This window comes from Glycomyces mayteni (assembly GCF_042428885.1).
Classification (GTDB): Bacteria; Actinomycetota; Actinomycetes; order Mycobacteriales; family Micromonosporaceae; genus Glycomyces; species Glycomyces mayteni.
The window spans coordinates 1230611-1243811 of sequence record NZ_JBHMBP010000001.1 but is presented as its reverse complement, the minus strand read 5'-3'; the positions used below and the strand labels follow the sequence as shown (position 1 = coordinate 1243811).

Genomic DNA, 13201 nt, shown 5'->3' with positions numbered 1-13201 from the left:
GTGCGGCCCCGACGGCACCAGGCGAACGGGCCGGTAGACTCGCCTGCTGTGCTCATACTGCTGCCGCCGTCAGAGGGGAAGGCCGTCCAAGGCGACGGTCCGTCCCTCGACCTCGGGCGACTCTCCTCACCGGCGCTGAACCCCATCCGCGAACTCCTGGTCGACCGGCTCGTCGAGCTGTGCGCCGACGAGGAGACGGCCGTGCGGACCCTGAAACTCCCTGCGACGCAGCGGCATTACGTCCAGGCCAACCGCACGCTCCGCAGCGCCCCGACCCTCGCGGCCTGGGAGCTCTACAACGGCGTCCTCTACGACCGGCTCGGCCTCGGCGACCTGCCCGACGGCGAGCAGGTCCTCATCGCGTCGCCGCTGTGGGGGCTGCTGCGGCCCTCCGACCGGGTGCCGCCGTACCGGATGCCGATGAGCGCGAAGCTCCCCGGGACCGAGACCCTCGCGAAGCTGTGGCGCCCGGCCGTCGCCGAGGTGCTCGGCGCGCGCGACGAGCTCGTGGTCGACCTCCGCTCCGGCGCGTACGCGCAGGTGTGGGGCCCCAAGGACCGCGGCGTGTCCGTGCGCGTGTTCAAAGAGGACGCCGACGGGCGGCGCAGCGTCGTCACCCACATGGCGAAGGCCACCCGCGGCGAGGTCGCCCGGGCCCTCCTCGCCGGCGGCGCCCGCCCCGAGTCCGCGGCCGAACTCGGCGACTTCCTCGCCGGCCAGGGCTGGAAGGTCGAACTCTCCGAACCCGCCACCCGCTCCAAGCCCTGGCTCCTGGACATCGTCGGCGCCTGACCGGCCGAAAGCTACCCTCGCGTGTAGTAACCAGCACCCCCGGTGCCGATGATGCCCGCGAGCACCTGAAGCCCCGCTGAAGACGGACCCGACTTACCCTCGGGTGTAGTAAGCGGGACCCCCTGCGTCAAGGGTGCCCGCGGGTAGCTGAAGGGCGGCTGAAGAGGGTCGCGACCTACCCTCGGGTGTAGTAAGCAGGGCCCCCGGTGCCGATGGTGCGTCGGGGTTGCTGAAGGGGAGCTGAAGATGACGGAAGGGGCGGTCCGGGCGAGAGCCCGGGCCGCCCCTTCGGTGCGTCCGTCTAGTGGTTGGAGTGGTATCCGGCGGCCTTCGCGCGGTCGAAGGAGCGGCGGACCTCTTCTTCGGCCTCGGCGCGGCCGGTCCAGGTGGCGCCTTCGACGCTCTTGCCGGGTTCGAGGTCCTTGTAGACCGTGAAGAAGTGCTGGATCTCCAGGCGGTCGAACTCGGGGACGTCGGCGATGTCCTTGAAGCGGTCCTTGCGCGGGTCCTCGGCGGGGACGCAGAGGACCTTGTCGTCCACGCCCTTCTCGTCGCGCATGCGGAACATGCCGATCGCGCGGGCGCGGATCACGCAGCCGGGGAACGTGGGCTCGACGAGCACCAGCGCGTCCAGCGGGTCGCCGTCCTGGCCCAGGGTGTCGTCGATGAAACCGTAGTCGGCCGGGTACACCGTGGCGGTGAACAGCGTCCGGTCCAGGCGGATGCGACCGGTCTCGTGGTCGATCTCGTACTTGTTGGCGCTCCCCTTGGGGATCTCGACGGTCACGTCGAACTCCATCGGCCGACCTCCTCCAGGCTCCTGTGCAGTGTCTCCATGGCTTAGTCTCTGTGCATGTCCCTCAGCGACAACGCCGACCCCAAGGTCGCGAGTAGTACGCCACACGCCCGGCCCGCCGCGCCCGCTCCGGCGCGGCCCCAGAAGCAGGGACCGCGGCGGCGCCGCCGGGTCCTGACCGGCGTGCTCGCGGCGCTGGCGGTCCTGGTCACCGTAGCCGCCGCCGGCGGCCTGTTGTGGCAGATCTCGGCGGTCGCCGCTCCGCGAACCGGAACGTTCACCACGCCCGAGGCGTACCCGCCTGCCGCGGTGGCACCGGTGCTGGCCTCGACGAACGCCGACGCGCCGGTGCCGGACCTCCAGTCGGTGCTCCCGGCGCTGCTCGCGGACGCGGGCCTGAACGGGAGCCTGTCGGCGTCGTTCGCCGACGCGCTCACCGGCGAGGTCCTGTTCGAGCAGGAGGGCACGACGCCGCTCGCGCCCGCGTCGTCGATGAAGGTGGTCACGGCCGTCGCGGCCCTGGAGCACCTCGGCGCCGAGTACCGCATCCCGACCACCGTGGTCGAGGGCCCGACCGAGGACAGCGTCGTGCTCGTCGCGGGCGGCGACGTGACGCTGACCGTCGACGGCGAGGGCTACTACACCGAGTACGCCGACGGCGCGAGCCTCCAGGAGCTCGCCGACCTGGTGCTGGAGGCGCGCGGCGGCACCGCCCCGGCCACGGTGTACCTGGACACGAGCGTGTTCACCGACAACCCGAAGGCCGAGGGCGTGCCGACCACGGACCTGGAGACCGCGACCGCGCCGATGGCGCCGTTCATGGTCGACGGCGGCCGCGTGGACAACACCCAGAAGTACGCGCAGCACTACCCCGACCCGGCGCAGGTCGCGGCCGAGCAGTTCGCGGACCTCCTCGGCGCCGCCACGGTGGCCGACGGGACCGCCGAGGCGGGCGCGGCCGAGCTGGCCGTGGTCTACTCGGCGCCGCTCGCGGCGCTGGTCGACGAGCTCATCCTGACCTCGGACAACCTGCTCGCCGACGCGGTGTCGCTCCAGACGGCGCTGGTCGTCGAGGGCGAGATGACCTGGGCGGCGATGTCCTCGGTGCACCTGGCGACCCTGGAGGGCCTGGGCGTCGACAACACCGGGCTGGTGTTCTACGACGGCTCGGGCCTGTCCCCCACCAACCGCATGACCGCGAACGGGTTCACGCAGCTGCTGCTCGGCGCTGCCGGGTCCGGGTCGTCGGCGGTCTTCGGGTCCCTGCCGGTCGCCGGGTACTCCGGGACGCTCCACGACCGGTTCGGCTCGGCCGAGGAAGGCAAGGGCGTCGTGCGGGCCAAGACCGGCACGCTCACCGGCGTGAGCTCCCTGACCGGGACGCTGACCACCGTTGACGGACGCCAGCTCATCTTCTCCCTCATCAGCAACGGCGCGACCTCCGGCGAGGTGGCGGTCGAGGCGGCGCTGGACGGGATCGCGACGGGCGTCGCGCTCTGCGGCTGCTAGGCGGTCGGCTCGCGGTCACCAGTCTCTGGTCACCGGTTGTGTCGGTCGTCGGTTGCCCGTTGCGGGGCGTCGGCCGCCGATGGCCGGTCGCCTGCTCGCTCTATTTCATCGGCCTCCTCCTTTCTGCGGCCCGTCCATGATGGGTCGCCGGGCCTGAAGCTGGGCTGAAGGCGCCTGAAGGGCCCTTCAGGAAGGCGGCAATGCGGGAGGGCCGCTGCCCGAACCGTTGCGGGAGTACGGCATAGGGGCCCCGGGCGCTTCGCGCCCGGGGCCCCAAAGCCGTCGGTGGGGGCGGGGTCAGGCCGTGTTCCAGGTCTGGTTCAGGGCCAGGCACCCGGTGCTCGGGACCGTGGCCGACCGGTTGCCGATGGACTCCCACGTGAGGCTGCCGTTGGACCGGACGATCACGTACTTGTACTGGAACGATGTGCCGGCCGGGACCGCGACAGTGGCCTTCCAGTACGGGTAGCCGGTGCCCGACAGGTGGGCGGAGGCGATCGGGGTCCAGTTGCCGAGCTGCGGGATCGAGCCGACGATGTAGACCTCGTCGCCGACGCTCGTGCCGGTCACGTACGCGCTCACCTCGACGCAGTCGCCGGTGCCGCCGCCGTTGCCGCCGCCCGAGTCGTTGCCGACGTAGATCGCCAGCGCGGTCTTGGCGGCGACGGTGGCGGTGAAGGCGCCGCCGGAGACGGTGACGGTCGAGCCGGAGATGACGTCGATGTAGGAGCCGTTGGGGAGCGACGTGGTGAACGTCTGGGTGATCGGGGAGGTCCCGGCGTTGATGACGACGTGGCCGGAGTCGCCGCGGCCGAAGGCGAGGGCGTCGCCCGAGCCCCAGATGTTGACGACGGCGTCGCCCGCGGTGGCGGCGCGGAATCCGGCCATGCCGCTCATGTACGGGGAGCGGTGGATGCAGGTGAAGGCGTCGGCGCCGCAGTTGACGTCGGCGACGGAGCCGTCCGCGTTGAGGGGCGGGCCGGAGTGGTTGGCGGAGAAGGAGTAGCCGGTGTAGGAGGCGGGGGTGCCGAACGGGTAGGCGAGCATGAAGGCCTCGCCGAGGAGGTAGTCCTGGCCGTTCTTGTAGCTCATGGTGAGCGAGCCGCGCTCGGTGTCGTGGTTGGCGACGAAGACGCCCGCGGGCGAGGTGTAGCCCCAGGAGGTGCCGAGGGTGGTGAGGTGGCGGGCCTCGGAGGAGCCGTTGATGTGGTTCTTGAGGTCGTAGGAGTAGGAGAACTCCTGGACGTCGCCGATGCCGGTGTACTCGGCCTCGGTGATGGGTTCGCCCGCGGCGCCGATGACTTCCTGGACGATGTAGGGGTCGCCGTCGACGAGGTCCATGATGGCGTCGAGGTCGGTGGCGGAGATGTGCTTGGCGGCGTCGACGCGGAATCCGGCGACGCCGAGGCTCATGAGGTCGTCGAGGTAGGCGGCGATGGTCTCGCGGACGTGGGTGGAGCCGGTGTTCAGGTCGTTGAGGCCGACGAGGTGGCACTCCTGGACCTGGGTGCGGTTGGTGTAGTCGGTGATTTCGCAGTAGTTGGAGCCGGTGTTGTGGAAGTCGTCGGCGTCGTATCCGGCGTCGGGGTAGTAGAACTGGCGGTATTCGCTGCCGTTCCAGCCGTGGCGGGTCTGGGTGGCGGACCCGGCGGCCATGTGGTTGATGACGACGTCGGCGATGACGCCGATGCCGTTGGCCTCGCAGGTGGCGACCATGTTCGCGTATTCGGCGCGGGTGCCGAGGCGGGACTCGATCTCGTAGCTGACGGGCTGGTAGTGGATGTACCAGGCGTCCTGTTCGCCGGAGGAGGCGTCGGTGCCGAGGATGTGCTCCTGGGGCGGGGAGGTCTGGACGTAGGTGTAGCCGGTGTCGGCGAGGGCGCCGTCGCATTCGGCGGCGATGGAGTTCCAGGTCCACTCGAACATGTTGAGGATGGAGTCGCCGCCGCCGAGGGCGGCCGCGGCGGCGAGGTCGGCGGCGGTGTCGGCGGTGGGGTCGGGGGCGGTCTGCGGGTAGGCGGCGGCGAGCACGGCGGTCGCGGCGAGGGCGGCCCCGCCTGCGGCGGCGAGCATCCGCCTGGCGATGGATTGAGGCATTGTTGCTCCCTGTGCAATTCCTGCCCGCAATCTATGCAAGATGTTGCGAGCTTGGAGAGAACGTAACATCCGCAGCCCGAAACTTTCAAGACGTTCGATATTTGAATTCGTGAGCACCGGGTCCGGCGAGCCAGGGCGGCCGGGGCGGGTTCGCCGGGACTGGCCCGGTTCGGACCCGCTTGCGCGGGATGGTGGCGAGACGACTGCGCTGTGGATAGGCTTGGACGATGGCGCCGCCCGCAGGAAACCCGATGCTGCCGTCAGTCGACTGGCGGACCGCCGCGTCGTGCTCGCGGGCGTTCAGCAAGGGCGGGCCGCGCATGAGCCCCGAAGGCGCCCTCGACGTCGTCGCCGACCTCCACCGCCACGCGCGCACCGCGATCGACCTGGTCACCGATTACACCGGTCTCGTCCCCGCCGCGCAGGCCCCCGTGGACGTCGTCGACCGCATCCGCTGGAGCCGCATCAACATCGCCGGGTTCCGGCGCCTCCTCACCGGCCTCGGCGCCGACGTGGAGGAGACCGGCGTCCCCAGCGCCGCCGCGCGGCTCACCGGAGTCCAGGCCGGGGCCGTCCTCGCGTTCCTGTCCTCGCGGGTCCTCGGCCAGTTCGAGACGTTCTCCTCCGACACCGGGCGGCTCCTGTTCGTCGCCCCCAACATCGTCGAGGTCGAACGGCGCCTGCGCCTGCCCTCGCGCGAGTTCCGCCTGTGGATCGCCGTCCACGAGGCCGCGCACCTCACCCAGTTCACGGCCGTCCCGTGGATGCGCGGCCACTTCGAGGGCCTCATCCAGACGTTCTTCGACGCCGCCGAGCCCGACCGGTCCTCCGCGGCCGGCCTCGCGCTCGCCGTGCGCCGCGCCCTCGCCTCCGCCCGCGAGGACGAACCGCCGCAGGGCTCCGGCGCCGACGTCATGACCGCGGTCACCAGTCCCGAACAGCGCCAGGCGATCTCGCAGATCCAGGCGCTCATGACGCTCCTGGAGGGGCACGCCGAGGCCGTCATGGACGGCGTCGGACGCACCTCCATCAACCACGTCGCGCTCCTGCGCCGCCGCTTCGACCGGCGCCGCACCAACCCGACCACGTTGCAGCGGTTCGTGCGCCAGCTCCTCGGCCTCGACGCGAAGATGCGCCAGTACGCGGCCGGGCGGCGCTTCGTCGACCACGTCGTGGGCGAACGCGGCCTCGACGGGTTCAACCGCGTCTGGGACGCCCCCGCGAACCTCCCCACCGAGGCCGAGATCGACCGCCCCGAGCTGTGGACCGCCCGCGTCCTCGGAGCCCGTGGCTAAGCTCCCGCCCGCGGTGGCGCGCCTGCGCGCCGCCGTCCGGGACGGCCTCGACGGCCTCCCGCCCGGATCGCTCGTCCTCGTCGCCTGCTCCGGCGGGCCCGACTCGCTCGCGCTCGCCGACACCGTCGCGTTCTGCGCCCCGCGCATGGGGCTGCGCGCCGGGCTCGTGAGCGTCGACCACGGGCTCCAGGACGGCTCCGACGCGCGCGCCGCGTCGGTCGCGGCGTGGGCGCGGGGGGCCGGGCTCGACCCGGCCGAGGCCGTGCGCGTGGAGGTCGGCGCGGACGGCGGGCCCGAAGGGGCCGCCCGCGCGGCCCCGTACGCGGGGCTCGACGCGGCCGCCGAGCGGTGGGGCGCGGCGGCGGTCCTGCTGGGGCACACCAGGGACGATCAGGCCGAGACCGTGCTGCTGGCGCTCGTGCGCGGCGCCGGGCCGCGCGGCATCGCCGGGATGCGGGCCGTGCGCGGACGCTACCGGCGGCCCCTGCTGGGGATCGCGCGCGCCGACACGCATGCGGCGTGCGCCGAACGGGGCCTGCGGCCCTGGGCCGACCCGCACAACGAGGACCCCCGGTTCCTGCGCTCGGCCCTGCGGCCCGCGCTCGACTCGCTCGTGGCGGTCCTCGGCGACGGACTCGTCGCGAACCTCGCCCGGACCGCGGCGCTGGTCGGGGAGGACACGGACTACCTGGACGCGCTCGCGCTGGCGGCGCTGGACGAGTGCCGGGACGGGGACGCGGCGGGCGAGGGCGGCCCGGTCGGCGGCGAGGCGAAGGGCGGCGACGGCCGGGATGGCGGCTCGGGCCGCGGCGGCGCGCTGGACGCGAAGCGGCTCGCGGCGCTGCCGGGGCCGGTGCGGACGCGGGCGCTGCGTGCGTGGGTCCTGGAGTCGGGGGTGGACGGCGCGGAGCTGAACCACCGGCACCTCGCCGCGGTGGACGCGCTCGTCGCGCAGTGGCGCGGGCAGGGCCCGGCGTTCCTGCCCGGGGGCATCGAGATCACGAGGGCGGACGGGCGCCTGCGGGCGCGCCGCGCGTATGCACGCCGTCAGCCACACTGAGGCCCGCGCCGCCGGGCGCCTGCGCACGGCCATCGCAGCCGAGGCTCGCGCCTGCGCGCGCCGCGCGTATGCACGCCGTCGGCCACACCGAGGCCCGCGCCGCCGGGCGCCTGCGCACGGCCATCGCATGGGCGCGCGGGCGGGGCGGGACGTGCGCCGCCCGGAGGGCGGGTGGGTGGGGTAGACGTCTTTCCATCCCCAGCCCCCACCCGCCCAGGGGAGATATAGGTGCGATCCTCCGGCGGGGGTCCGACAGTTCCGGGGCCCTCCGGACCGGATGTGATCCGGTGGTTTCCGCTTATAGCGAAACTGGGAGAACTCCCAGTGAACCGAAACGGGGCGGGGAGGCGAACCGGAAGCGGGGAGGCTCGGAGCGCGGGGGCGGGCGCGGCGCGAAGCGGGCCCGCAAAAGAGAAAGGGCCCGCGCTTCGCGCGGGCCCTCGGACGGTTGGGTGTGGGGATGCTCCCCTACTGGTAGACCTCGGGGTTGAGGACGCCGATGAACGGGAGTTCGCGGTAGCGCTCGGCGTAGTCGAGGCCGTAGCCGACGACGAACTCGTTGGGGATGTCGAAGCCGACGTATTTGACCGGGATGTCGACGCGCTGGACGCCCGGCTTGCGGAGCATCGAGACGACCGAGACCGACGCCGGGCGCAGGCCCTCAAGGTACTTGAGCAGCCACGACAGGGTCAGGCCCGAGTCGATGATGTCCTCGACGACGAGGATGTGCTTCCCGGCCACGTCCGAGTCGATGTCCTTGAGGATGCGGACCGTGCCCGAGGAGGTCGTGGAGCTCCCGTACGAGGACAGCGCCATGAACTCCATCTTCACCGGCACCGTCAGCGCCCGCGCGAAGTCGGCCATGAACATGACCGCGCCCTTGAAGACCCCCACGAGCAGCAGCTCGTCGGTGGTGTCGGCGAAGTCCGCCGAGACCCGCTCGCCGAGCTCGGCGACCTTCGCGCGGAGCTCCTCCTCGGTGATGATGGTGCGCTCGATCTGCCCGGCGTACCACGCATCCGGATCGAACACCGCGTCCTGCGCCGCGGCTGACGGCACCTCGTTGACCAACTCCGACGTCATGCAACAAGGGTGCCACCCGTTCGCTCGCGCCGCAGGCTTGGGTGGGCGAAGTCAAGCCGCCCGTGGTACTAATTACGGACTATCGGCGGGGCGGGTAAAAGGCGGCGACCGGCGCGAAGCGCCATCTTCGGGGTGCGAACGCTACGGGACGCCGATCCTTCACACCGTGTACGTTCGAGGTGTCAAAGCCTTGCGGCCAAGGAAACCCAGCAAGGCCACACAGCGAGGCCGTCGCGCCGTGCACGACCGCGGCCCCGCTCGAATACGCGACGAACGCAGCAGGAGGAAACGAGTGGTCGACGCCGGGAGACCCACACCTGAGCGGAAGCGGTTCTTCCGCAGGCCGCTCGTATGGATCGTGCTGATCGCCCTCATCGCGGTCCTCATCGGCAGCTTCTGGTCCGGCGGCTCCGACTACGACGAGGCCACCACCTCCGAAGTCCTCAAGGACATCAACGACGGCAGCGTCAAGGAGGCGAACCTCCTCGACAAGGAGCAGCTCGTCCAGTTGACGCTCACCAACGGCGACCAGGTCGAGGCCTACCTCCCCGCGGGGATGATGGAGACCGTCGCCACCGAGCTGGAGGACGCGGGCGTCAAGTTCGACACCGAGGTCAACGAGACCTCCGTGTTCGTGAGCTTCCTGCTCAGCCTCCTGCCGATCGTCCTCATCGTCCTGCTGCTGCTGTTCTTCATGTCGCAGATGCAGGGCGGCGGCTCGCGCGTCCTCAACTTCGGCAAGTCGAAGGCGAAGATGGTGTCCAAGGACACCCCGAAGACCACGTTCGACGACGTGGCCGGCGCCGACGAGGCCGTCGAGGAGCTCCGCGAGATCAAGGACTTCCTCGAAGACCCGAAGAAGTACCAGGAGCTCGGCGCGAAGATCCCCAAGGGCGTCCTCCTGTTCGGCCCGCCCGGCACCGGCAAGACGCTCCTCGCGCGCGCCGTCGCCGGCGAGGCCGGGGTCCCGTTCTACTCCATCTCCGGCTCCGACTTCGTGGAGATGTTCGTCGGCGTCGGCGCCAGCCGCGTCCGCGACCTGTTCACCCAGGCCAAGGAGAACGCGCCCGCCATCGTGTTCGTCGACGAGATCGACGCCGTCGGCCGCCACCGCGGCGCCGGCATGGGCGGCGGCCACGACGAGCGCGAGCAGACCCTCAACCAGCTCCTCGTCGAGATGGACGGGTTCGACACGCGCGGCGGCGTCATCCTCATCGCCGCGACCAACCGCCCCGACATCCTCGACCCGGCGCTCCTGCGCCCCGGCCGCTTCGACCGCCAGATCCCCGTCGACGCCCCCGACAAGGAAGGGCGCCAGGCGATCCTGGCCGTCCACGCCAAGGGCAAGCCGTTCGTCCCGAACGTCGAGTTCGAGACGATCGCGCGCCGCACGCCGGGCTTCTCCGGCGCCGACCTGGAGAACGTCATCAACGAGGCGGCCCTGCTGACCGCCCGCCACAACGAGAAGGCGATCTCCGCGGACGCCCTCGAAGAGGCCATCGACCGCGTCATCGCCGGACCCGAGCGCAAGGGCCGCGTCATGGGCGACGCCGAGAAGAAGATGACCGCCTACCACGAGTCGGGCCACGCGCTGGTCGCCCACGCGCTCCCCCACGCCGCGCCCGTCCACAAGCTCACGATCCTGCCGCGCGGCCGCAGCCTCGGCCACACGCTCGTCCTGCCGACCGAGGACAAGTACACGCAGACGCGCTCCGAGATGATCGACACGCTCGCGTACGCGCTCGGCGGCCGCGCCGCCGAGGAGCTCGTCTACCACGACCCGACGACCGGCGCCTCCGACGACATCTCGAAGGCCACCAAGGTCGCCCGCGCCATGGTCACCGAGTACGGCATGTCCTCCAAGCTCGGCGCCGTCAAGTACGGCTCCAGCGGCTCCGAGCCGTTCCTCGGCCGCGAGTACGGGCACCAGAAGGACTACTCCGACGAGATCGCGGCCCTCGTGGACTCCGAGGTCAGGGCCCTCATCGAGATCGCCCACGACGAGGCGTACGCGATCGTCACCGAGTACCGCGACGTCCTCGACCAGATGGTCACCGAGCTCCTGGAGAAGGAGACCCTGAACCAGGAGGACCTGGAGCGGATCGCGGCGCGCGTCGTCAAGCGCCCGCCCATGTCCCCGTTCAACGGCACCGACAAGCGCAAGCTCGGCCAACCGCCCGTCTCCACGCCGAACGGGTCCCGCCCGGTCGACGGCCCCGAAGAGGGCATCGAGGTCGGCCCCGGCACCGAGGGGCAGACGCCCCTCCCGTAACACGGAGCGAATATTTCCCGGGCCCGCCTACCTGCGTAGGCGGGCCCGCGTGTTTCCAGCCCGTGACGAAGCGCACTCGGATTGTCGGGGCGGAAACGTAAGCTTGCGCCATGGCTGAACTCGACAACCTCGCCGCGCGGCTCATCGACGGCAGAATCAACGGCGGCCCCGTCGAGGACGCGGTCGACCTCGACCGCATCGAGGGCGCCGTCCGCGAGATCCTCGCCGCCATCGGCGAGGACCCCGACCGCCCCGGCCTCAAGGAGACCCCCCGGCGCGTCGCCCGCGCCTACGCCGAGCTGTTCGCCGGGCTCCGCGTCGACCCCGCCGAAGTCCTCAAGACCTCCTTCGACGAGAACCACAACGAGCTCGTGCTCGTCCGCGAGATCGAGGTCCAGTCGTTCTGCGAGCACCACCTGCTGCCGTTCACCGGCGTCGCCCACGTCGGGTACATCCCCGGCGCGAGCGGCCAGATCGTGGGCCTGTCCAAGCTCGCGCGCCTCGTCGAGGTGTACTCGCGGCGCCCCCAGGTCCAAGAGCGGCTCACCAGCCAGATCGCCGACCAGCTCTACCGGTCCCTCGAAGCCAGCGGCGTCATCGTCGTCGTCGAGTGCGAGCACACCTGCATGTCCATGCGCGGCATCAGGAAGCAGGGCTCCAGCACCATCACCTCCGCGGTCCGCGGGACCCTCCAGTCCGACGCGCGCACCCGCGCCGAGGCCATGTCGCTGCTGCGCGGCACCAGCGGCTGAACCCGGACGCGACGAAGGGCCGGATGCGTCGCATCCGGCCCTCGCGTATGGAAGGACTGAGGCCAGGGGTGTCCGGTCTCAAGCACCCGGTTGTTAGATGACCTGCCCGGTCTGGGACTGGAACGAGTCGCCCTCGGGGGTGGTCTCGGTGTAGACGGTGTCCAGGAACGCGTCCTGGTTCTCGTCGGTCAGGACCGCGTCGGCCACGCCGTCGCCGTCGGAGTCGATCGAGATGTCGTCCACGAAGCCGTCGCCGTTGGTGTCCGAGGCCACGACGTCGGTGTAGCCGTCGCCGTTGGTGTCGGTGGCGACCGAGTCGATGTAGCCGTCGCCGTTGGAGTCCACCGAGACCTGGTCGACGAAGCCGTCGCCGTCGGTGTCGGACTCGTAGGTGTCGATGTAGCCGTCGCCGTCGGCGTCGGAGGCGTAGGACTCCAGGGTCCCGTCGCCGTCCGCGTCGAGGATCAGCTCGTCGCTGACGCCGTCGCCGTCGTAGTCGGTCGCCACGCCCTCGGCCTCGCCGTCGCCGTCCGAGTCGATCAGGGTCACGCCGTCGGCGGTGATCGTGTTGTCCTCGTAGCCGTCGCCGTCCAGGTCGAAGGTCTCCTCGACCGTCGAGACCGACGTGTCGTCGTAGCTGTAGTCCTCGGTGTACGAGGTCTCTTCCTCAGCGGTGTAGTCCTCGGTGGCGTCCGCCTCGACCGCGGGCTCTTCGTACTCGCTCATGTCTTCCATCCTCAGGTGCTTGAAGTGTTCGGTGCTTGTGAGAAGAACTTTACGACCGGCCCCCGGGCCGTGAATCCCCAGAGTGTGCCAACCCCCTATGCTTTCTCCGGTCCCCCTTGCGCGCAGTTGTCACAGAAGGTCAGGAGCGTTCCTTGGGCTTGCCGGACAGCTCATTCGCGGTCCCGGACCCGCCTCCGGCCCTGGTCCCGGTGCCCGCGGGGCGGGCGTTCGACCTCCACTCCTCGCGGGTCCTCACCGGATCGCCCGGATGCGGGTGGGTGTTCGACCTCCGCGCCGACGACCCCGTCACGCGCGACGGGACGCTCCTGGTGCCGCTGATCTCCGAGGCCGACTACTACCGGGCCGTGGACGGCGACGGCGACGCGTACGCGAGCCTCGTCCCCGCCGAGGACGTGTGGGTGCAGCGGCCCGAGCCCGGGACGGGCGCCCCGCGGCCCGGGTACCTCATCGAGCGGCTCTCCGACCCCGACGCGCCCCCGGTGCGCCGGCCCTACCCGGCGTCGGACGTGCCGAACCTGATCGGGCGGCGCGTGTGGAACTGGACCGACGGGGTGTTCCGCGACGACTTCCGGTGCGTCTCCGAGCCGTTCGAGACCGACGGGGACTTCTGCGTGCGCGTGGTCGAGGAGCGCGCCTGGTACCGGTGGCGGCGCAGCGGGCAGATCCCGAAGGCGCAGGACGCGTTCATCCACCACCTGTGGACGCAATGAGCCGCTGACGGCCCCCGCGGTCGGGCGTGTCGCGAACGAGCGTCCCCCGGTTCAACAATGGCGCGGGGGTGCGACATCGGGGAACGGG

The 13201-nt window shown here is 71.3% G+C and carries 11 protein-coding genes; 7 read left to right on the top strand and 4 right to left on the bottom strand.

What is annotated here, in order from left to right; genetic code table 11:
• The first annotated feature begins 48 nt into the window (after positions 1-48).
• A complete protein-coding gene (locus tag ACFFXY_RS05735) occupies positions 49-792 on the top strand; it encodes a YaaA family protein (RefSeq protein ID WP_382346847.1) in 744 nt (247 codons plus the stop codon).
• A gap of 301 nt (positions 793-1093) precedes the next feature.
• On the opposite strand, the gene ACFFXY_RS05730 is transcribed toward ACFFXY_RS05735, so the two are convergent.
• Entirely contained in the window at positions 1094-1591 is a 498-nt protein-coding gene (locus ACFFXY_RS05730; protein WP_106364117.1) for an inorganic diphosphatase, read from the bottom strand.
• A gap of 54 nt (positions 1592-1645) precedes the next feature.
• Here ACFFXY_RS05730 and dacB point away from each other — a divergent pair, with 54 nt between their 5' ends.
• Positions 1646-3097, top strand: coding sequence for a D-alanyl-D-alanine carboxypeptidase/D-alanyl-D-alanine endopeptidase (dacB, locus tag ACFFXY_RS05725; protein ID WP_382346843.1), 1452 nt, complete (start codon positions 1646-1648; stop codon positions 3095-3097).
• 297 nt (positions 3098-3394) lie between these two features.
• Here dacB and ACFFXY_RS05720 read toward each other — a convergent pair whose 3' ends face one another.
• Positions 3395-5194 (bottom strand): carbohydrate-binding module family 20 domain-containing protein, encoded by a 1800-nt coding sequence (locus tag ACFFXY_RS05720; RefSeq protein ID WP_382346840.1) that lies wholly within the window; start codon positions 5192-5194, stop codon positions 3395-3397.
• Between the two features lie 251 nt (positions 5195-5445).
• Here ACFFXY_RS05720 and ACFFXY_RS05715 point away from each other — a divergent pair, with 251 nt between their 5' ends.
• Both ACFFXY_RS05715 and tilS read left to right on the top strand, forming a co-directional pair.
• A complete protein-coding gene (locus tag ACFFXY_RS05715; protein ID WP_382346837.1) occupies positions 5446-6489 on the top strand; it encodes an Rv3626c family coenzyme F420 biosynthesis-associated protein in 1044 nt (347 codons plus the stop codon).
• On the top strand, positions 6482-7549 hold the full coding sequence (gene tilS / locus ACFFXY_RS05710; protein WP_382346834.1) for a tRNA lysidine(34) synthetase TilS: 1068 nt from the start codon (positions 6482-6484) through the stop codon (positions 7547-7549). Before ACFFXY_RS05715 ends, tilS begins: the two co-directional genes overlap by 8 nt.
• Positions 7550-8017: 468 nt before the next feature.
• Here tilS and hpt read toward each other — a convergent pair whose 3' ends face one another.
• Positions 8018-8632: a hypoxanthine phosphoribosyltransferase gene (gene hpt / locus ACFFXY_RS05705; protein WP_359950769.1), complete on the bottom strand. Its 615-nt coding sequence runs from the start codon at positions 8630-8632 to the stop codon at positions 8018-8020.
• 292 nt (positions 8633-8924) lie between these two features.
• Between hpt and ftsH the strand changes: the two genes are divergently transcribed.
• Together ftsH and folE are read left to right on the top strand one after the other, a co-directional pair.
• Positions 8925-10904: an ATP-dependent zinc metalloprotease FtsH gene (gene ftsH, locus ACFFXY_RS05700; protein WP_382346830.1), complete on the top strand. Its 1980-nt coding sequence runs from the start codon at positions 8925-8927 to the stop codon at positions 10902-10904.
• Between the two features lie 110 nt (positions 10905-11014).
• Entirely contained in the window at positions 11015-11656 is a 642-nt protein-coding gene (folE, locus tag ACFFXY_RS05695) for a GTP cyclohydrolase I FolE (protein ID WP_382346827.1), read from the top strand.
• Positions 11657-11749: 93 nt separating this feature from the next.
• Here the strand turns inward: folE and ACFFXY_RS05690 are convergent, their stop codons facing one another.
• On the bottom strand, positions 11750-12382 hold the full coding sequence (locus tag ACFFXY_RS05690) for a hypothetical protein (RefSeq protein ID WP_382346824.1): 633 nt from the start codon (positions 12380-12382) through the stop codon (positions 11750-11752).
• 158 nt (positions 12383-12540) lie between these two features.
• Here ACFFXY_RS05690 and ACFFXY_RS05685 point away from each other — a divergent pair, with 158 nt between their 5' ends.
• The gene (locus ACFFXY_RS05685; protein WP_382346821.1) at positions 12541-13113 is read left to right on the top strand and encodes a hypothetical protein; all 573 of its coding nucleotides are present in this window, start codon (positions 12541-12543) and stop codon (positions 13111-13113) included.
• Positions 13114-13201: the final 88 nt, after the last annotated feature.

Bases quoted from the DNA above. Each gene is read 5' to 3' on its own strand.
- ACFFXY_RS05730 (WP_106364117.1), bottom strand. From the start codon at position 1,591: ATGGAGTTCGACGTGACCGTCGAGATCCCCAAGGGGAGCGCCAACAAG.
- dacB (WP_382346843.1), top strand. From the start codon at position 1,646: ATGTCCCTCAGCGACAACGCCGACCCCAAGGTCGCGAGTAGTACGCCA.
- ACFFXY_RS05720 (WP_382346840.1), bottom strand. From the start codon at position 5,194: ATGCCTCAATCCATCGCCAGGCGGATGCTCGCCGCCGCAGGCGGGGCC.
- ACFFXY_RS05715 (WP_382346837.1), top strand. From the start codon at position 5,446: ATGCTGCCGTCAGTCGACTGGCGGACCGCCGCGTCGTGCTCGCGGGCG.
- hpt (WP_359950769.1), bottom strand. From the start codon at position 8,632: ATGACGTCGGAGTTGGTCAACGAGGTGCCGTCAGCCGCGGCGCAGGAC.
- folE (WP_382346827.1), top strand. From the start codon at position 11,015: ATGGCTGAACTCGACAACCTCGCCGCGCGGCTCATCGACGGCAGAATC.
- ACFFXY_RS05690 (WP_382346824.1), bottom strand. From the start codon at position 12,382: ATGAGCGAGTACGAAGAGCCCGCGGTCGAGGCGGACGCCACCGAGGAC.